The sequence below is a fragment of the Cupriavidus sp. FW305-F7 genome (assembly GCF_058782875.1).
The window spans coordinates 1-18,063 of sequence record NZ_JBYSYC010000081.1 but is presented as its reverse complement, the minus strand read 5'-3'; the positions used below and the strand labels follow the sequence as shown (position 1 = coordinate 18,063).

16 protein-coding genes and 1 pseudogene are annotated in these 18,063 nt (G+C 67.1%); 6 read left to right on the top strand and 11 right to left on the bottom strand.

Translation table 11 applies throughout. From position 1 onward, the window contains the following. The 6 genes from AC3WL8_RS38375 to AC3WL8_RS38350 form a co-directional block, all read right to left on the bottom strand. A partial coding sequence (locus AC3WL8_RS38375) for a VCBS domain-containing protein (protein ID WP_492380115.1) occupies positions 1-1,361 on the bottom strand: 1,361 nt, incomplete at its 3' end. A 75-nt stretch (positions 1,362-1,436) separates the two neighbouring features. After that, the gene (locus AC3WL8_RS38370; RefSeq protein ID WP_013952333.1) at positions 1,437-2,825 is read right to left on the bottom strand and encodes an HlyD family type I secretion periplasmic adaptor subunit; all 1,389 of its coding nucleotides are present in this window, start codon (positions 2,823-2,825) and stop codon (positions 1,437-1,439) included. Beyond that, entirely contained in the window at positions 2,809-5,004 is a 2,196-nt protein-coding gene (locus AC3WL8_RS38365) for a type I secretion system permease/ATPase (RefSeq protein ID WP_492380114.1), read from the bottom strand. Before AC3WL8_RS38365 ends, AC3WL8_RS38370 begins: the two co-directional genes overlap by 17 nt. A gap of 306 nt (positions 5,005-5,310) precedes the next feature. Then, positions 5,311-5,517 (bottom strand): DUF6494 family protein, encoded by a 207-nt coding sequence (locus AC3WL8_RS38360; RefSeq protein WP_010813946.1) that lies wholly within the window; start codon positions 5,515-5,517, stop codon positions 5,311-5,313. 146 nt (positions 5,518-5,663) lie between these two features. Beyond that, entirely contained in the window at positions 5,664-6,908 is a 1,245-nt protein-coding gene (locus tag AC3WL8_RS38355; RefSeq protein WP_153953809.1) for a CaiB/BaiF CoA transferase family protein, read from the bottom strand. Next, positions 6,908-7,822 carry an SDR family NAD(P)-dependent oxidoreductase gene (locus AC3WL8_RS38350; protein WP_436223941.1) on the bottom strand — a complete coding sequence of 305 codons (915 nt, stop codon included), beginning with the start codon at positions 7,820-7,822 and terminating at the stop codon, positions 6,908-6,910. The genes AC3WL8_RS38355 and AC3WL8_RS38350 overlap by 1 nt, the downstream gene beginning before the upstream one ends. A gap of 190 nt (positions 7,823-8,012) precedes the next feature. Between AC3WL8_RS38350 and AC3WL8_RS38345 the strand changes: the two genes are divergently transcribed. Beyond that, positions 8,013-8,915, top strand: a complete 903-nt coding sequence (locus AC3WL8_RS38345) for a LysR family transcriptional regulator (RefSeq protein WP_010813949.1) — start codon at positions 8,013-8,015, stop codon at positions 8,913-8,915. 21 nt (positions 8,916-8,936) lie between these two features. Here the strand turns inward: AC3WL8_RS38345 and AC3WL8_RS38340 are convergent, their stop codons facing one another. Next, positions 8,937-9,443 (bottom strand): DUF2628 domain-containing protein, encoded by a 507-nt coding sequence (locus AC3WL8_RS38340; RefSeq protein ID WP_492380113.1) that lies wholly within the window; start codon positions 9,441-9,443, stop codon positions 8,937-8,939. Positions 9,444-9,638: 195 nt separating this feature from the next. After that, a complete protein-coding gene (locus AC3WL8_RS38335) occupies positions 9,639-10,106 on the bottom strand; it encodes an MgtC/SapB family protein (protein ID WP_153953811.1) in 468 nt (155 codons plus the stop codon). Positions 10,107-10,605: 499 nt separating this feature from the next. Between AC3WL8_RS38335 and AC3WL8_RS38330 the strand changes: the two genes are divergently transcribed. The 5 genes from AC3WL8_RS38330 (at position 10,606) to AC3WL8_RS38310 (ending at position 16,180) form a co-directional block, all read left to right on the top strand. Then, entirely contained in the window at positions 10,606-11,775 is a 1,170-nt protein-coding gene (locus AC3WL8_RS38330) for an acyl-CoA dehydrogenase family protein (RefSeq protein ID WP_211979708.1), read from the top strand. Between the two features lie 9 nt (positions 11,776-11,784). Next, positions 11,785-12,984 (top strand): CaiB/BaiF CoA transferase family protein, encoded by a 1,200-nt coding sequence (locus AC3WL8_RS38325; RefSeq protein WP_013952327.1) that lies wholly within the window; start codon positions 11,785-11,787, stop codon positions 12,982-12,984. Positions 12,985-13,059: 75 nt separating this feature from the next. Continuing rightward, positions 13,060-14,442 (top strand): MmgE/PrpD family protein, encoded by a 1,383-nt coding sequence (locus AC3WL8_RS38320; protein ID WP_013952326.1) that lies wholly within the window; start codon positions 13,060-13,062, stop codon positions 14,440-14,442. A gap of 10 nt (positions 14,443-14,452) precedes the next feature. Continuing rightward, positions 14,453-15,271 carry an HpcH/HpaI aldolase/citrate lyase family protein gene (locus AC3WL8_RS38315; RefSeq protein WP_013952325.1) on the top strand — a complete coding sequence of 273 codons (819 nt, stop codon included), beginning with the start codon at positions 14,453-14,455 and terminating at the stop codon, positions 15,269-15,271. A 42-nt stretch (positions 15,272-15,313) separates the two neighbouring features. Continuing rightward, entirely contained in the window at positions 15,314-16,180 is an 867-nt protein-coding gene (locus AC3WL8_RS38310; RefSeq protein ID WP_013952324.1) for an HTD2 family dehydratase, read from the top strand. 192 nt (positions 16,181-16,372) lie between these two features. On the opposite strand, the gene AC3WL8_RS38305 is transcribed toward AC3WL8_RS38310, so the two are convergent. From AC3WL8_RS38305 to AC3WL8_RS38295, 3 genes and pseudogenes are all read right to left on the bottom strand, one after another. Further along, the gene (locus AC3WL8_RS38305; RefSeq protein WP_211979707.1) at positions 16,373-16,708 is read right to left on the bottom strand and encodes a helix-turn-helix domain-containing protein; all 336 of its coding nucleotides are present in this window, start codon (positions 16,706-16,708) and stop codon (positions 16,373-16,375) included. Next, positions 16,705-17,042 (bottom strand): annotated as a pseudogene (locus AC3WL8_RS38300) (type II toxin-antitoxin system RelE/ParE family toxin). The gene AC3WL8_RS38305 and the pseudogene AC3WL8_RS38300 overlap by 4 nt, the downstream one beginning before the upstream one ends. Positions 17,043-17,326: 284 nt before the next feature. After that, positions 17,327-17,677 carry a hypothetical protein gene (locus tag AC3WL8_RS38295; RefSeq protein WP_211979706.1) on the bottom strand — a complete coding sequence of 117 codons (351 nt, stop codon included), beginning with the start codon at positions 17,675-17,677 and terminating at the stop codon, positions 17,327-17,329. Positions 17,678-18,063: the final 386 nt, after the last annotated feature.

The window sequence follows — 18,063 nt, the reverse complement described above, 5'->3', positions numbered from 1 at the left end:
GGCGCCACCGCGGCGAAGTGTGCTTCACCGGTATCGACGTCAGTGACCGTCAGCTTGCCGCTGGCGGATGCGTCGCCAGTTTCAGCATTGCCTGCGCCGCCGGCTTCGGTGACCGCCTTGTCTTCACTGGCTGAGGCCGTGATGGTGGCTCCATCGTTGGCACCCGTAATCCGGATGCTCAGCGAAGAAGCCGCACCGGCCTGCCCGTCGGACACCTCATAGTTGAACGTGTCCTGGACTTGCTGGCCCTGCCGCAATGCCTGCACCTGGCCATTGCCGTTGTCCAACTCATAGCTGTAGCTGCCGTCGGTGTGGAGCGTCAGCGTGCCGTACTGGCCGGCATAGGTGCCGGGATTGGCCACGGCCAGCACGTTGCCCGCATCGACGTCGCTGTCGTTCGACAGCACATTGCCGGTGATCGGATTCGGAGAGTTGTTCTCGCCGATCGCGTGGGTATCGGCCACTGCCGTTGGCGCATGGTTGTCGTAGCCAGCGAAGTCCGACTTGCTCAGTTCGTGCAGGCCGTTGAGCTTGATGACCATTTCCGCCGTGACGGGATTGCCGTCGACATCCACGTAGACATAGGTATTGCCCCCCGATTGCTGGAACCAGGCGCCGTGGGCCGTGGGCTGGCGGCCACCCCATTCAAAGCCAGTGTCGCCCAGCACGGGCCGCAAGTCGAGGTGGTCCACGCCGCGCTGGAAGTCGGTGATCACATCAATGCCGGCCGCGGTGGAGTCGGAGACAGCGTTATAGACAAAGACGTCAGCGCCGCTGCCGCCGCTCAGGGTATCGCCGCCTGCCCCGCCGGCGATCTTGTCGTTGCCGCCTTCACCGTAGATGGTGTCCTTGCCGTTGCCACCGGCGATGATGTCATCGCCGCCCAGGGCGGCATTGTTGCCGTTGTCCCCGTAGATCAGGTCGTCGCCGTTGCCGCCATAGATGCGGTCGTTACCCGGCCGGGCTGACTCATGGCCGGCACCGAGCAGGTAGTCGGCGTAGCTGTCGTAGCCGTCGCCATACAGCGTATCGCCGCCATTGTCGCCGGTGTAAAGCGCCGACGAGCCGTCGATGCTGCCGATCACGTCATCGCCGCTGCCGCCATAGACCGCGTCGGTGCCGTTGCCACCCGACAAGTTGTCATTGCCGAGCCCGCCGAACACGCGGTCCTTGCCGTTGGCGCCCAGCAGCGTGTCGTCGCCGCTGCCGCCTTCGACGATATCGTCGCCGTTGCCGGCATCGACATAGTCGTTGCCATCGCCGGCGCTGACGTAGTCATTGCCATTGCCGCTCAGGATGGTGTCGGCGGACGTGGTGCCGCTGATGCTGTCGCTGCCGTTGCTACCTGTCAGGGTTGCCATGATTACTCTCCGTCCTGAATGCCGGCCTGCCGGCCATGCCTTGCTTGTTATCGTCGTGGGCAGTCCGCCCCGTTCTTATCGTTCCCGGAACGCCAGTTCCCTGGTCTTGATGATGGGCTTGAGCAGGTAATGGAGCACCGTCTTCTGCCCGGTCAGCACATCGACCGTGGCCACCATGCCGGGCAGGATGGGTACCTGCACGGCACTGCCGCCTGGCCGGTTGTCGCGCGTGCGCACGCGCACCAGGTAGTAGCTTTCCGGGCGCTCGCCCGGGCGCTCCGGTGTCAGCGTATCGGCGCTGATATGCTCCACGGTGCCGGCAAAGCCGCCATAGATCGAAAAGTCGTAGGCCGACAGCTTGACCACCGCCGGCTGGCCGGGCCGCAGGAAGGCAATGTCGGCAGGCCGCACGCGCGCCTCGACCAACAGCGTGTCTTCCAGCGGGACGATCTCCAGCAGGTCCATGCCGGGCTGCACCACGCCGCCCACGGTATTGATCTTGATCTGCTTGATGACGCCGGCAAGCGGGGCGCGCACCAGGGTGCGATCGACGCGGTCCTGCAGCGCCGTGTTGGTGGCGCTCTGCGCGGCCTGTTCGGCCTTGGCCTGGTTGAGCTCTTTCATGGCCTCGGCGCGATAATGCGTGCCCAGTTCGTCGGCCTTCTGCTGGCTCTCGCGGTAGGCGGCCTCCAGGCGCGGCATGGCGAGCCGCGCGGCCTCGAGCTCGCCTTTCAGGTCATTGGCCTGGCGCTCAAGCCGCAGCAGGTCGACCTCGGACACCACGCCCTGCGCCACCATCGGGCGCATCATGGCCAGCTCCTGCGCCACCAGCCGATGGCTCTGCCGCAGTTGCTGCTCGCGCGAGCGCTTCTCGGTCAGCTCCTGCCGCCGTTGCTCTGACTGCTGGCGCAGCACGGCGAGATTGGCATCGAACGCGCGCTTGCGCGACTCGAACAGCGCGCGCTCCTCGGACACGAAGCGGCGGCCCTCGGCATCGGCCGGCGCGCTCGCCACGAACGCCGTGCCGTCGGCCTCGGCGCTCAGGCGCGCAATGCGTGCCACCAGCGCATCGTCCCTGGTGCGGCCTTCCTGGTAGGAAGCCGTGAAGCGGGTATCGTCGATGCGCATCAGCGGCTGGTCCTTGTTCACCACCTGCCCCGGTCGCACCATGATCTCGGCGATGATCCCGCCTTCGAGGTTCTGCACCACCTGCACCTGGCTCGACGGGATCACCTTGCCCTCGCCCACGGCCACCTCGTCCACCTGCGCCAGCGCGGCCCAGGCCAGCGCCACCAGCACGAAGACCAGGGCGGACCAGAGGATCCAGTGCGTGAAATAGCGCGGTTGCGCCAGCGCGGCCGCATCGCGCTCGCACATGAAGGCGGTGTCGTCGGCACGCGGCCTCAGCGCGGCGATCAGGCGCCGCACTGGCCCCATGCGTTGCGGATCAGGCTGAAGCGACATGGAGCTTCCTCCCCGCGAGCGCATTCAGGACTTCGGCCTTGGGGCCATCGGCGACGATGCGGCCCTGGTCCATCACGATCAGGCGATCGACCAGGCTGAGCAGCGAGCCGCGATGCGTGACCAGGATCAGCGTGCGCCCGCCCAGCGCTAAGGCCAGGCGCGCCTTGAACTGCTCCTCGGTACGGTTGTCCATGGCGCTGCTGGGTTCGTCGAGCAGCAGCAGCGGCGGCTGCAGCAACTCGGCACGGGCAATGGCAATGGCCTGGCGCTGGCCGCCCGAAAGGCCTTCGCCGCGCTCTCCCAGGCGCAAGTCATAGCCGTCCGGCAGGCGATCGACAAAGTCGCTCACGCCGCCCAGGCGCGCCGCGCGCAGCACGGCTTCGTCGTCGGCGTACGGGGCGCCCATCACGATGTTGTCGCGCAGCGTCCCGCTGAACAGCATCACGTCCTGCGGCACATAGCCGATGTCGCGCCGCAACGCGGCCGGGTCCAGCTGGCGCACCTCTGCGCCGTCGACCAGTACGGTGCCGGCATCCGGTGCGTACAGGCCGAGGATCAGCTTTTCGATGGTGGTCTTGCCTGAGCCGATGCGGCCGATCAGGCCAACCCGCTCGCCGCTGCCAATGCGGAACGAGACCCCATCCAGTGCCGCGATGTCGCGGCCCGGATAGCGAAAGCTGACCTGCCGGAACTCGATTTCGCCGCGCAGCGGCGGGCGGTGCAGGAAATGCTTGCCGGGCGGGCGCTCGACGGGCAGCGCCATCATGCGGTCAATGCCGGCCAGCGCAGTGCGCGCCTGGTGATAACGGGTGGTCAGCCCGGCCACTTGCGAGAGCGGCGCCAGCGCGCGGCCGGCAAGGATGGTGCAGGCAATCAGGCCGCCCGTGGTCAGCCGGTCGTCGGCGATCAGGTAGACACCGATCACCACCACCACCAGCGTGGCGGCCTGCTGGACGAACAGCGAAAGGTTGATCACGCAGGCGGAGAGCAGCCGCGCCCGCAGTCCCAGTTGCGCCATCTGCCCGACCACCTGCTCCCATTTGCGCTGGGCGGCACCTTCGGCACCGCTGGTCTTGATGGTCTCCAGCCCCACCAGGGTTTCGACCAGTGCGGCCTGGCGCTGGGCCGCGCAGGCGCTGCTGGCGCGTACCGCGCGCGACAGCGGCCCCTGCAGCAGCAGGCTGGTGCCGATCACCAGCGGCACCGCCAGCAGCGGCACCCAGGCCAGCGGGCCACCGACCCAGAACATGGCCGCAATGAAGACCGCGGCGAACGGAAGGTCGACCAGGGTCGTGATGGTGGCCGAGGTCAGGAACTCGCGCACCGACTCGAATTCATGCAGCTGGCTGCTCAGGCTGCCCACCGACGCCGGCCGCGCCTTCATCTCGATGCCCAGCACCTTCTCGAACACCGTCGCGGAGACCGTGACATCGATGCGCCGGCCCGCCACGTCGACAAAATAGCCCCGCAACGTACGCATCACCAGTTCGAAGCCAAGCACCAGGCCCACACCGATGGCCAGCGCCCACAGCGTTTCCAGCGCATGGTTCGGCACCACGCGGTCATAGACGTTCATGGTGAACAGCGGCATGACCAGCGCGAACAGGCTGAGCAGCAGCGAGGCAACCAGCACCTCGCCATAGAGCGGCCACGACTGGCGCATCACGCCCCAGAACCATCCATGCGGCGACGCCGGCCCGGCATCGCCCGCCGCCTCGAAGCGGTGCGCGGGCCGGGCGAAGATGGCATGGCCGGTGTACCGGGCCAGCAAGTCTTCCTGGCGGACCGGCTGCTCGCCGTCGCCCCACTCCGGCTGCGAGACCAGCAGCATGCCCTCGTCGCCACGGCGCAGCAATACGCAGGCCTCGCTCTGGTCGAGCAGCAGGATGGCGGGCAGCACCAGGTCCGGGATGTCGTCCAGCGGGCGCTTGACCAGCCGCGCCGACATGCCGGCGCGTGCGGCCGCGCGTGGAAACAAGGCAGGGGTCAGGCGATCCGCCTCCAGCGGCAGGCCCGCAATCAGGGCTTCGGCCGCGACTGGCCGCTGGAAGCGCCGGGCCAGCCAGAGCAGGCACGCCAGCAGCGGATCATCGGGGCGCGCGTGCCGACCTGCCGGATCCGGCAGGTTCCAGCCGGTGTCCTCGATGTTCCTTGCGGGCGTAGTGGCGGCGGCATGCATGGCAACGGCCCCCCGCGCTTCAGAGTGGCCCGTGGCCCGTGCGGTGGCGTGCAACCCACGCTTGCGCACGTCGCGTTGCACGGCCTGCGCATACCGCGCCCCCTGCGCAAGGCATGCGCTCGCTGCATCCAGCCATGGTGTCCCCCCGGTCCCATTGGTTCGACGTTTCCGGGAAGAATATGTGAAGGGGCCCTGCGCGCCCATACTGCGGATGGATCAGATGGCGCAACAAAAGGACCGGGCGGGGTCATCCTTTTGGCGTTTCACGCAAGAAACAGAACCAAAACGAGCACCGCCATGACCGCCTTACTCAAGCTGGATTTCACCCTCAAAGCGCGCCTGGAGCTTGACACCCGCCAGTTCCAGCGTCACCGACACCGGCAAGTGCTCATTGCCGGCGATGGTACCGTCGGCCATGGCCCTGGCTATCGCCTGTTCGATCTCGCGCTGTGAGCTGACGCCGACCACCTTCAGGAACTTGCGGATGCTGAGGTTGAAGGTCTCTTCGTTCATGGCTGTCTCCTGTGGGGAACCCGGGGATCACGGTTCGGGCCGCTACCCAGACAGCCTAGGCGATGGGGGGACTTTGTGCAGAGGCCTGGTGATCCGCCCGGAAGCAGGCGGTGCCCGGCAGTTGCCTGCCAGGCACCCGTCACCAGTCAGACCACGCCTTGCTCGCGCAGCCTGGCGATGCGCTCGGCCGACAGGCCCAGCACCGATTCCAGCACCTGCCCGGTATGCTCGCCCAGCCGCGGCGGCGGGGCGTCGTATTGCACCGGGGTCGCGGACAGCCGCAGCGGGCTCTTGACGGTCGGGCACAGGCTGCCATCGTCGCGCACCAGGTCGACCTGCAGCTCGCGATGCCGCACCTGCGGGTCTTCCAGCACCTGGCCGTAGTCGTTGATCGGCCCGCACGGGATGCCCTGCGCTTCCAGTGCCTGCACCCAGTGCGCCGTCGGCCGCGTGCGCATATGCGCCTCAAGCAGCGGCACCAGCGTGTCGCGATGGATGATGCGGCCGGGGCCGGTGGCAAAGCGCTCGTCGGCGGCCAGGTCGGGACGCTCGACGCCGCGGCAATACGCCTGCCACTGCCCGTCGTTGCCGGCCGCGACGATCATGTAGCCGTCGGCGGTGGCGAACACATGGTAGGGCACCATATTGGCGTGCGCGTTGCCGTAGCGCGGCATGGCCTTGCCGGTCACGCGCTGGGCGATGATCGGCGTGGCGCCGACCGCCACCACCGCATCGAGCAGGGCCATGTCGATATGCTGGCCCTCGCCGGTGCGTTCGGCATGGCGCAAGGCGGCCAGCACGGCCACGGTGGCATACATGCCGGTCAGCATGTCGACCACCGCCACGCCCACCTTCTGCGGCCCGCCGCCGGGCAGGTCGTCGCGCTCGCCGGTGACGCTCATCAGGCCGCCCAGGCCCTGGAAGATGAAGTCATAGCCGGGCTTGTGCGCGCTCGGCCCAGTCTGGCCGTAGCCCGTGATCGAGCAGTAGACGATGGACGGGTTGATCGCCTTGAGGCTGTCATAGTCCAGCCCGTAACGCTTCAGGTCGCCGACCTTGTAGTTCTCCAGCACGATCTGCGACTTCGCCGCCAGTTGCCGCGCGATCTCCTGCCCTTGCGGGCTGGCGATATCGAGCGTCACCGACTGCTTGCCGCGGTTGGCACCGGCAAAGTAGGTGGCGTCGCGCGACGGCTGCCCGTCCGCGCCGGGCAGCCAGGGCGGCCCCCACGAACGGGTGTCGTCGCCCGCGCCGGGCCGCTCCACCTTGATGACCTCGGCGCCCAGGTCCGCTAGGTTCTGCGCGCACCAGGGACCGGCCAGGATGCGCGACAGGTCCAGCACCCGCACGCCGGCAAGCGCGCCGTGCGTCGGGGCCTGGCTGCCCGCCATCAGATCGGGTCCCAGCTGATCACGTCGGGCGAACGCTCCAGCTTGAAGAAGCTGTTGCGCATGGCCGGCATGGCGATCTCGCCCACGGTCTCAGGCGTCCAGCCATCGCTCATATGCACCGAGCGCACCGGGCGCGGCTGGCTCATCAGGATGATTTCGTTGGCGCGCACCGCGAAGATCTGGCCGTTGACTTCGCTGGCGGCCGGGCTGGCAAGGTAGACCGCCACCGGCGCGATCTTGCCGGCTTCCATCTTCTGCAGCTTGGCCACGCGTGCCTTTTCTTCCGGCGTTTCGGCCGGGATCGAGCTGGTCATGCGGCTCCAGGCGAACGGCGCGATGCAGTTCGAGCGCACGTTGAAGCGCTGCATGTCCAGCGCGATCGACTTGGACAACGCGGCAATGCCCAGCTTGGCCGCCGAATAGTTGGCCTGGCCCAGGTTGCCGATCAGGCCGGAGGTGGAGGTCATGTGCACGTAGGCGCCGCTCTCCTGGTCCTTGAAGTAGTTGGCCGCGGCGCGGCTGACGAAGAAGGTGCCGTGCAGGTGCACGTCGATCACCGAGCGCCATTCTTCTTCATTCATCTTGAAGAACATGCGGTCGCGCAGGTTGCCGGCGTTGTTGACCACGGCGTCGATGCGGCCGAAGTTGTCCAGCGCGCATTGCACGATGGCATTGGCGCCGTTCCAGGTCGACACGCTGTCGGTATTGGCCACGGCCTCGCCGCCGGCGGCGCGGATTTCCTCCACCACGCGCTGTGCGGGGCCAGCGTCGCCGCCCTCGCCGGTCATCGACACGCCGAGGTCATTCACCACCACCTTGGCGCCGGCGGCGGCCAGTGCCAGCGCGATGCCGCGCCCGATTCCACCACCTGCGCCCGTCACCAGGGCGACCTTGCCTGCCATCAAACCGCTCATTGCGCTGCTCCTCTGAATACTTTTTTGTGCGGTCACCGACCGCAAACCCGGCGAAACACCCCTGCGCCGCGGGCATCGCCCGCCGATGCGGTCAATCCGGATGTCCACGCCGCAGTGGATACGATAAATTGACGGCCGAGACTTTGGAATTCACGAATCACAAAACTGGCCTTTGGCCTGACGGAAGCCCATGCATTACGACCTGACCGACCTCCGCCTCTTCCTGAACGTCGGCGAGACGGAGAACCTGACCCGCGCGGCCGAACGCAGCTTCCTGTCGCTGCCCGCGGCCAGCACCCGGATCAAGCAGCTGGAAGAGGCGTTCCAGACACAATTGCTGATCCGCCAGGTCAAGGGTGTGCGCCTGACGCCGGCGGGCGATGCGCTGCTGCGCCACGCGCGCGAGGTCTTCCGCGAACTGGAATGCCTGCACGCCGACCTGCGGCCCTATGCCAAGGGCGTCAAGGGCCGCGTGCGGCTGCTGGCCAACACCACCGCCACCAACTCGTTCCTGGCCACCGGCGTATCGCGCTTCCTGAGCGAGAACCCGGACGTGGACATCGAGCTGGAAGAGCACCTGTCGCAGGAAATCGTCTCGGCGATCAGCGCCGGCGCCGCCGACCTGGGCATCGTGGCCGGTGAAGTCGCCACCCAGGACCTGGACGCGATGCACCTGTGCAGCGACGAACTGATCGTGATCGCACCGGTCAACCACCCGCTGCCCGCCTTCAAGCGGCTGCATTTCGCCGACCTGCTCGATACCTGCCGTTTTGTCGGCCTGAACCAGTTCAGCGCGATCCAGTCGTTCCTGGACCGCATCGCCGGCGGCATGGGCAAGCGCATCAGCCTGCGCATCCAGGTGGGCAGCTTCGATGCCGTATGCCGCATGGTCGAGGCCGGCGCGGGCATCGCCATCGTGCCCAACAGCTGCGCGCGCCGCTACGCCAGCCGCAAGGTGCTGCGCTTTATCCAGCTGGAAGACGAATGGGCCAAGCGCGAGCTGCGCCTGGTGCGCCGCCCGGGGCGCGAACTGCCCCAGTTTGCCGAAACGCTGATCCAGTACCTGGTCGACGCGGCGCGCGAGCCAGTGTAAGACGGGTAAGTCGTCGGCCGTTCAGCCGGAGGCCAGCCCGCTGCCCTGCACCACCAGCCCCGCCAGCGGGCTCAGCGACACCGCCATCACCACCAGCAGCAGGGCCATGGCGAACACACCGGGCCAGCTGGTGCGGCCACTGCGCGTCAGCGAGTCGTACACCAGTTCCGGTGAAAAATGGTACTCGCGCAGGTGCCGGATGGTCGCCTCGGCATGCCAGCGGTAGATCTGGTTGCCATACATGCCCAGCAGCAGCGCCATGGCATACAGCATCGGCCGGACTGCCAGCGGCATCTTCAGCCCGAACAGCGCGTGCAGCACAGGCTCGGCGCAGACGATCAGCGCAAAGACCCCCACCTGCCAGTACATGCGCCGGTAGGCCATCCAGAACGGTCCCAGCAGGCACGCCGCCCAGTTCCACGACATGCCGCCGCGCGTCTCGGCCAGGGACCAGCGCTGGCTGTAGTACGCATAGCGCGGCCCCACGAATGCGGCCAGCGCCGCGTCGTCACGAATTGATGATTTCATCGCTACCTCCCCCTGCTCTGCCACGGCTGCGCCTGTGGATCGCGGCGCAACCTGTGCCACAGCATAGGGCGCGCCGCGCGCGGGCAGCGTGCGCTGGCGCGCATTGCCGTGGCAAATGGCGCAAATTGGCGGGCAAGCGAACAGACCGGCGCACGCGAGGCGGCACGGGTGCCGGATGCGCCGGGTGCGGGTGCGCTATTTCCAGCGATGCAGGACCTGCAGGATGACCAGCGTGAAGATGGTGGCGATCAGCGCAGTGGTATCGCGCCCCAGGCCAGCAGCCACGCCGATGGCCGCGACCATCCAGATGCTGGCCGCGGTGGTCAGGCCCTCGATGTGGGCTTCGTCGCTGTGCTTCAGGATCGCGCCGGCGCCAAGGAAACCGATGCCGGCAATCAGCCCCTGCAGCACGCGGCTGATGTCGCCCAGCGGCACCCCGGCCTGCAGCGGCACCAGCACGAACAGCGCCGAGCCCAGCGCCACCAGCATATGGGTGCGCAGCCCCGCTGCCTTGCCGGAGACCTCGCGCTGATAGCCGATCAGGCCGCCCAGCAGCATCGCCATGAACAGGCGCGTCAGGATGCGGGTGGCCTCGCCAGCGTCCGGCACATCGGCGAACTCGGCGCGCAAGACCCTGAAAACTTCAGACCAGACCCCGTCCATGGCTCGCCTCCGGGTGCTTTGGTGCAGACCTGAGCGTAGCACGGGATGGCCCGCCGGCAACCGGGCCGGCGGGCCGCAAGGCGCTGGCGCCACATCGTTCGGGCCGCCCGCCAGGTGCGCGCGGCTGCGTCCTACACCGCAAGCGGAAGCTCCCCGACAGTGCCGCCATGGAGGCGTTCCTATATTGGAATCACTGATTACCGTCATCAACAGGAGTTGCATCATGCCCTATCTACTCGCCTGGCTGCTTGGCGTCCCGGCCTTCATCCTCGTCCTGATCTGGCTGTTTATGCACTGATTCCCAGGCCCGGCCTGCCTGCCATCCCTTCGCAAGAGGCCGCTGCGCCGGCCTCTTGCGCATCTACAGGCGCCCGGCGCCGCATGCAGCTTCCGCCGCCCCCGCTTCCGGCCCACCTAAGCCGCTCTTTCGCAAATCCGAATTTCAGCGTGCCGGGGGCTCGGGAATAATGGCCCCATTCAATCTGAGCGGGGCTACCCCATGCACGCACATCCGGATCCAGACCAGCTGTACCCCGAAATCCGCGAAGCGGTGCGCGACCTCTGCGCCGGCTTCGATTCGGCGTACTGGCAACGGGTGGAAGAGCAGAACGCCTTTCCTGAGACCTTTGTCCAGGCGCTGACCCAGGCAGGCTGGCTGTCGGCGCTGATCCCCGAAGCCTATGGCGGCTCGGGCCTGTCGTTGACCGCGGCCTCGGTCATCATGGAAGAAATCAACCGCAGCGGCGGCAATTCCGGCGCCTGCCACGGCCAGATGTACGTGATGGGCTGCCTGCTGCGCCACGGCTCCGAAGCGCAGAAACAGCGCTGGCTGCCGGGCATCGCCTCGGGCGAGCTGCGCATGCAGTCGATGGCCGTGACCGAACCCACCACCGGCACCGATACCACCAAGCTCAAGACCACCGCGGTGCGCCAGGGCGACAAGTACATCGTCAATGGCCAGAAGGTATGGATTTCGCGCGTGCAGCATTCGGACCTGATGCTGCTGCTGGCGCGCACCACGCCGCTGGATCAGGTCAAGCGCAAATCCGAAGGCCTGTCGGTGTTTGTGGTGGACCTGCGCGATGCCATCGGCAAGGGCCTGACGGTCAAGCCGATCCGTAACATGGTCAACCACGAGACCAACGAGCTGTTCTTCGACAACCTGGAAGTCCCCGCAGAAAACCTGATCGGCGAGGAAGGCAAGGGCCTGAAGTACATCCTTGACGGCCTCAACGCCGAGCGCATCCTGATCGCCGCCGAGTGCATCGGCGACGGCTACTGGTTTGTCGAGCGCGCCAGCAACTATGCGCGCGACCGCATCGTGTTCGACCGTCCGATCGGCCAGAACCAGGCCGTGCAGTTCCCGATCGCGCGCTCCTACATCAATGTCGAGGCCGCCAGCCTGATGCGCTACAAGGCGTCGCAATTGTTCGACGCCGGCAAGCCGTGCGGCAAGGAAGCCAATATCTCGAAGCTGCTGGCCGCCGACGCCTCGTGGGAAGCGGCCAACGTCTGCCTGCAGACGCACGGCGGCTTCGGCTTTGCCGCCGAGTACGACATCGAACGCAAGTTCCGCGAGACGCGCCTGTACCAGGTGGCGCCGATCTCGACCAACCTGATCCTGTCCTACGTGGCCGAGCATGTGCTTGAGCTGCCGCGTTCGTTCTAAGGCCCCTGCATGTCCCATTCCCCCAAAGGTATCCGCCCGCTCGACGGCATCCGCGTGGTCTCGCTCGAGCACGCCGTGGCCGCGCCCTTCGCCACGCGCCAGCTGGCCGACCTGGGCGCGCGCGTGATCAAGGTCGAGCGCCCCGGCGCGGGCGACTTTGCCCGCGGCTATGACGAGACCGTGCATGGCCAGGCCTCGCACTTCGTCTGGCTCAACCGCGGCAAGGAAAGCCTGACGCTGGACCTGAAGCAGGACGAGGCGCAGAAGGTCCTGCACCAGCTGCTGGCCGACGCCGACGTGCTGGTGCAGAACCTGGCCCCCGGCGCCGCCGCGCGCATGGGCCTGGATTTCGACACCCTGCACGCCCGCTACGGCAAGCTGGTCGTGTGCGATATCTCGGGCTATGGCGATGCCGGACCCTATCGCGACAAGAAGGCCTATGACCTGCTGATCCAGGCCGCGGCCGGCCTGATCGGCATCACCGGCGGCCCCGACGAGCCGTCGCGCGCGGGCATCTCGATTGCCGACATCGCCGCCGGCATGTACGCCTACACCGGCATACTGTCGGCGCTGCTGCAGCGCGGGCGCACCGGTGAGGGCGTGCGCGTGGAAGTCACCATGCTCGAAGCGCTGTCTGAATGGATGGGCTATGCGCTCTACTTCGGCCACTACGGCGGCACGCCGCCGGCGCGCTTCGGCGCCTCGCACCCGGCCATCGCGCCGTACGGCGTGCACCGCACCGGCGACGGCGGCAGCGTGATCTTCGGCCTGCAGAACGAGCGTGAATGGCGTGCCTTCTGCGAGAAGGTGCTGGAGCAGCCCGAGCTGCTGCAGGACGAGCGCTTCGCCACCAACTCCGGCCGCGTCAAGAACCGCCCCGCGATGACCGAGATCATCGAGCATCGCTTTGCCGCGATGACCGTGTCGCAGGCGGAGGCACTGCTGGACGCCGCCCAGATCGCCAACGCGCCGATGAACGACATCGAAGCCGTCTGGAACCACCCGCAACTGGCCGCCCGCAACCGCTGGCGCGAAGTCGCGGTGCCCGGCGGCACCATCGGCGCGCTGCTGCCGCCGGCCAACCTGTCGGGCGTGGAGCCGGTGATGGGCGATGTGCCCGCGCTGGGCGCGCACAGCCGCCAGATCCTGGCCGAGCTAGGCTACGCCGACAGCGACATCGCCGCGCTGGCGGACAAGCAGACCATCTGAGCCAATGCCGGCGCCCGGGAAGACCGGGCGCCATTTTTCCTTTCCGCAAGCCCCTACTCAATCTCCGGAGCCGGCATGAGCCAACCCGCAGACACCACCTACCCGACCCGCCAGCTTTGCGACTTCCTGGCCGACCTCAAGCTGGCCGACGTGCCCGCGCCCGTGATCGAGCGCACCAAGGACCTGTTCCTGGACTGGATCGCCTCGGCCATCGCCGGCAAGGACGCGCCCGCCGTGCGCAAGCTGCAGGAGTTCGCCGCGGCCATGGGTCCGGCGCAAGGCGGCGCCGAAGTGCTGGTGGACCGCCGCCGCACCTCGCCCTACTTTGCCGCGCTGATCAACGGCGCCTCCTCGCACGTGGTCGAGCAGGACGACGTGCACAACGGCTCGGTGCTGCACCCGGCCGCGGTGGTGTTCCCCGCCGTGGTGGCAGCCGCGCAGGCCGAGGGCAAGACCGGCGCCGAAGTGCTGCTGGCTTCGATCGCCGGTTATGAGGCCGGGATCCGCATCGGCGAATTCATGGGCCGTTCGCACTACCGCGTGTTCCACACCACCGGCACGGTGGGCACCCTGGCCGCCGCCGCCGCCGTGGCCAAGCTCTACGGCCTGGATGCAGAAGGCATCAACCAGGCACTGGGCTCGGCCGGCACGCAGGCCGCGGGCCTGTGGGAATTCCTGCGCGACGCCGCCGACTCCAAGCAGCTGCATACCGCCAAGGCCGCGGCCGATGGCCTGCAGTCGGCGTGGCTCGCGCGGGCCGGCTTCACCGGCGCGAAGCAGATCCTGGAAGGCGCGCAGGGCATGGCTGCCGGCATGTCGAGCGATGCCAACCCCGCCTGCCTGACCGACGGCCTGGGCACGCGCTGGGCCACCGCCGAGACCTCGTTCAAGTTCTTCGCCTCATGCCGCCACACGCACCCGGCCGCCGATGCGCTCAAGGCGCTGATGGAGCGCGAAGGCATCAGCGCCGACCAGGTCGCCAGCGTCACCACGCACGTGCACCAGGGCGCCATCGACGTGCTAGGCCCCGTGGTCAACCCCACCACCATCCACCAGGCCAAGTTCTCGATGGGCACGGTGCTGGGGCTGGTGGCCGTGCACGGCCATGCGGGCCTGGGCGAGTTCGAGCAGCATGCGCTGCAGGACCCGAAGGTGACCGCCTTCCGCGGCAAGGTCGGCATGGAACTGGATGCCGAGATCAACGCCGCCTACCCGCGCCAGTGGATCGGCCGCGTGACCGTCAGGACCACCGACGGCCGCACGCTGGCGGCGCGCGTCGACGTACCGAAGGGCGATCCCGACAACACCCTGTCGCGCCCGGAACTGGAAGCGAAAGCGCTGCAGCTGGGCGCGTTCCGCCACGGCGCAAGCGATGCCGAAATGCGTGCCATCATCCAGCGCGTGTGGGCGCTGGAACAGGCCCCGAACGTCAACGACTGGCTGCCCGCCGCAGGCTGAGAACCAAGACATGTCCACTGCAGTCACCTACCTGTTCGTGCCGGGCGACCGGCCGGAACGCTTCGACAAGGCCGCGGCCGCCGGCCCCGATGTGATGATCCTGGACCTCGAGGACGCGGTCCATCCGGACGCCAAGCCCGCCGCGCGCGAAGCCATCGCTGCCTGGCTGGCCGGACGGCCCGCGGCCAACGCCTTTGTCCGCATCAACGACAGCGCCTCGCAATCCTTTGCCGCCGACCTGGCCTGGCTGCGCGCGCTGCCGCCGGGCACCGCGCTGGCCGGCCTGCTGGTGCCCAAGGCAGAAGATGCCGCAGCGCTGGCCACCATCGCGCAGGCCCTGCATGCGATCAACCCGCAGGGCGAGCTTGTCGCGATCATCGAAACCGCGCTCGGTCTGCATCAGATCGACGCCGTGGCCACCGGCGTCGCACGTCTTGCCTTCGGCTCGCTCGACTATGCGGTCGACCTGGGCTGCAGCCACACGCGCGACGCGCTCGCCTTTGCACGCGCGCGCATCGTGCTGGCCTCACGCGTGGCAGGGCTGCCGCCGCCGGTCGACGGCGTGACCACCGCGCTGAAGGATGAAGCCGTGCTGGCCAGCGACGTTGCCTATGCGCGCGAACTCGGCTTTGCCGGCAAGCTCTGCATCCACCCGGCCCAGCTGGGCGCGGTACGCGCAGGCTTCTTGCCCAGCCCCGAGCAGCTCGACTGGGCCCGCCGCGTGCTGGAAGCTACCGCCAGCGGCAGCCATGCGGTGCAGGTCGATGGCAAGATGGTGGACCGGCCCGTGATCGAGCAGGCTCGCCGGCTGCTGGCACTAGCGCAATAACCCGCCGCCCGACAACCTTCACGCATTACAAGGCCTACTGTCATGACTGACGCCACTCCTGAACTCGAACGCCTGCGCGGCTGGATCGGCCGCAGCGAATCGCGCACCGAAACGCTGTCGCCGGAACCGGTGACCGGCCTCGCCGCCACCTTCGACCTCGACCCCGAGGCCGTTGCCGCCGGCCCGCTGCCGCCGCTGTGGCACTGGCTCTACTTCCTGCCGCGCGCGCCGCAGCATGAACTGGGACGCGACGGCCATCCCACCCTGGGCGGCTTCATGCCGCCGGTGCCGCTGCCGCGCCGCATGTGGGCCGGCAGCGAACTGACCTTCGGCCATCCGCTGCATATCGGCGATACCGTCACGCGTACCTCCACCATCAAGGACGTGCAGTACAAGACCGGGCGCACCGGTGAACTGTGGTTTGTCGCCGTCGATCACGAACTGACCGTCAACGGCAAGACTGCCGTCAACGAGCGCCACGATATCGTCTACCGCGCCATGCCCGACCCGTCCAAGCCGCAGCCGCCGCGCCCGCGCCTGGAGCAGACCGCGCAGTGGCAGCGCACGCTGCAGGCAGACCCGGTGATGCTGTTCCGCTACTCGGCACTGACCTTCAACGGCCACCGCATCCACTATGACCGCCAGTACACGCGCGAGGTCGAGGGCTACCCCGGCCTGGTGGTGCACGGGCCGATGCAGGCCATGCTGATGCTGGACCTGGTGGCGCGCGAGCAACCGCAGGCGCGCGTGCGCCGCTTTGGCTTCCGCGGGCTGGCGCCGCTGTTCGACCAGGACACCATCATCGTCGGCGGCGCAGCCGATCCGGCGCAGGCTGGGCGGCTGGTGCTGTGGACTGGCGATAATGCTGGCGGGCAGGCGATGCAGGGGTGGGCGGAGGTGGAAGGGTAAAAGGCAAGGGCCGCGGATGCTGCAGGCGGCTGCTTTCCTTCTGTTTCCTGCTAGCAGTAGGGGCGAGGTGACGGAGAGAAGTCTAGTCCACTGATTCACTGAGACTGGCCAGCGCCTGCCATCTAAATGAATCAGTGGGCTCATGCATACGTTTGCCAGGTTTGCGGCGCGCCGCTACTGCGCGCCCCTGGCTTACCGGCCGATTGCCAAGCGGACGGGCTTGCCAATGCGGCTCAACATTTCAACCAACGTGTCGATGGTGAATTTGGCCGTCTTTCGGTTCACTACGTCCGACACGCGCGGACGAGACACCCTCAGGATCTCGGCGGCCTCCGCCTGTTTCAGGTGGTGTTGCTCAATCCATGCCGCCAGTTCGGCCATGAGCTGTTCCTTGAGCAGCTTCGTGTCGTTGATCTGCTTTTTCGACGCCGCCTGCAGCCGCTTGGCTTCCTCGGGCGAAAACCCCAGTTCCAGGAACAGATTGGCGACTGGCTTGGTTACGTGGCGGATCTCAGTGTCGATCTTCATGACTTGCCTTTCCTCGCGTTGGCGATAGCTCGATAGCGAGCCTCGGCGATGCGCTTGTCCTTCAGGTTCGTCGCCTGCGTCTTCTTCTGGAAGCAGTGCAGGACGTACACGGCTTCCTCGAACTTGGCGACGTACATCACTCGAAATTCCCTCCCGCATCACGCAGGCGAATCTCGCGAGTGCCAGTACCTATGTCGTCAAAGGGCTTCCAGTCTTCTGGTTCCAGCCCCGCCTGGACCTTGCCTAACTGGAATCCCGCCTGCTGGCGGGCCTCCGCGGGGAAAGCGAGCAGGTCGTCGTAGGCTGACCCGACCCAGCGAATCTCTTTCTCCATCCCACAATCCGTATAAAATTTTATACCAAAATTGCGGCCAGCAGAACCCATGCAGACACGGCCACAGATGGTCCTTCCGTCCCTTCGGGAGGTCAGTTCCCCGGACGAGTCCTCGGCGTGCTTCGTGCCCGGCGGCACGGCGCGGGATGGATTCTTGCGGTGTCGGTATTCCCATTGAATGCCAACTGCATGCGATATGCGTCGCATGCAGTCATCTCTGGCTTTGGAAAGGTCGGACTTTGGCCAACTGCTTCCGCCGACCCGACATCATGGGCCGCGATTGGTTACCCGACCATCGCCTCCTCAATTCCCTCCGCGACTTCTTCTACCCTGTCGGCCAACAATCCAAGGGAGGCCCGGCAGAGCCCTCGCAAGGCATCCAACGTAGCCGGCCGCAAGGCTACGCTTCCCTCTTCCTGTGCGTCACATTCGCTGTGCGTAACCAACGTCAGCACGCAGGCCGCGCCTCGCGGAACCGCATCGGCCTGATCCAACAGATTCAATAGCAAGAGTTGCCGAGGAACAGGCAGCGCGTCTTCACGCGCTGCGCGGCGGGTTTCGGGACTGAACCACGAAAGCGAATCATCAAGTCGAGGTGGGGTGAAGGCATCGGGTTCGATGTTGGACTGGTGCATTGCTGACCTCTGTAACGTAGAAGTGGAGGCCCGCCGCTCATTCTCACTTGAGGTGGCGGGCCAGCAGCGACGCATTCCGTGCCTGGGCACCCGACCTGCGATACTGAGTGCGCGCAGCGCAGCCGAAGGCGTCCCACCGATGACCTGGTTAGCAGGTTGCCAATAGCCTAATCGGGTTCGTCCAATAGTCCGTGGACGTAGGCACCAGACAGGGAGCGTAGCTGGGTCGAACGGGCAACCACGAGCCTGTCAGATTTCTTGTGTGTTGAGGTCATGAGACGATATCGAAAGAATCAGGCTTGGCCGGCTTGCTCAAGAAGCAGTTGGCCGAGCGTATGCTTGCCGCCGAACTGACGCACCATCTGGCCAGCGAGGCCAAGCAAGGC

Coding starts and splice junctions, on each gene's coding strand:
- AC3WL8_RS38310 (WP_013952324.1), top strand. CDS start 15,314: ATGACTGACGCCACTCCTGAACTCGAACGCCTGCGCGGCTGGATCGGC.
- AC3WL8_RS38340 (WP_492380113.1), bottom strand. CDS start 9,443: ATGAAATCATCAATTCGTGACGACGCGGCGCTGGCCGCATTCGTGGGG.
- AC3WL8_RS38370 (WP_013952333.1), bottom strand. CDS start 2,825: ATGTCGCTTCAGCCTGATCCGCAACGCATGGGGCCAGTGCGGCGCCTG.
- AC3WL8_RS38345 (WP_010813949.1), top strand. CDS start 8,013: ATGCATTACGACCTGACCGACCTCCGCCTCTTCCTGAACGTCGGCGAG.
- AC3WL8_RS38295 (WP_211979706.1), bottom strand. CDS start 17,677: ATGCACCAGTCCAACATCGAACCCGATGCCTTCACCCCACCTCGACTT.
- AC3WL8_RS38335 (WP_153953811.1), bottom strand. CDS start 10,106: ATGGACGGGGTCTGGTCTGAAGTTTTCAGGGTCTTGCGCGCCGAGTTC.
- AC3WL8_RS38325 (WP_013952327.1), top strand. CDS start 11,785: ATGTCCCATTCCCCCAAAGGTATCCGCCCGCTCGACGGCATCCGCGTG.
- AC3WL8_RS38365 (WP_492380114.1), bottom strand. CDS start 5,004: ATGCATGCCGCCGCCACTACGCCCGCAAGGAACATCGAGGACACCGGC.
- AC3WL8_RS38305 (WP_211979707.1), bottom strand. CDS start 16,708: ATGAAGATCGACACTGAGATCCGCCACGTAACCAAGCCAGTCGCCAAT.
- AC3WL8_RS38355 (WP_153953809.1), bottom strand. CDS start 6,908: ATGGCGGGCAGCCAGGCCCCGACGCACGGCGCGCTTGCCGGCGTGCGG.
- AC3WL8_RS38360 (WP_010813946.1), bottom strand. CDS start 5,517: ATGAACGAAGAGACCTTCAACCTCAGCATCCGCAAGTTCCTGAAGGTG.
- AC3WL8_RS38330 (WP_211979708.1), top strand. CDS start 10,606: ATGCACGCACATCCGGATCCAGACCAGCTGTACCCCGAAATCCGCGAA.
- AC3WL8_RS38315 (WP_013952325.1), top strand. CDS start 14,453: ATGTCCACTGCAGTCACCTACCTGTTCGTGCCGGGCGACCGGCCGGAA.
- AC3WL8_RS38320 (WP_013952326.1), top strand. CDS start 13,060: ATGAGCCAACCCGCAGACACCACCTACCCGACCCGCCAGCTTTGCGAC.
- AC3WL8_RS38350 (WP_436223941.1), bottom strand. CDS start 7,822: ATGAGCGGTTTGATGGCAGGCAAGGTCGCCCTGGTGACGGGCGCAGGT.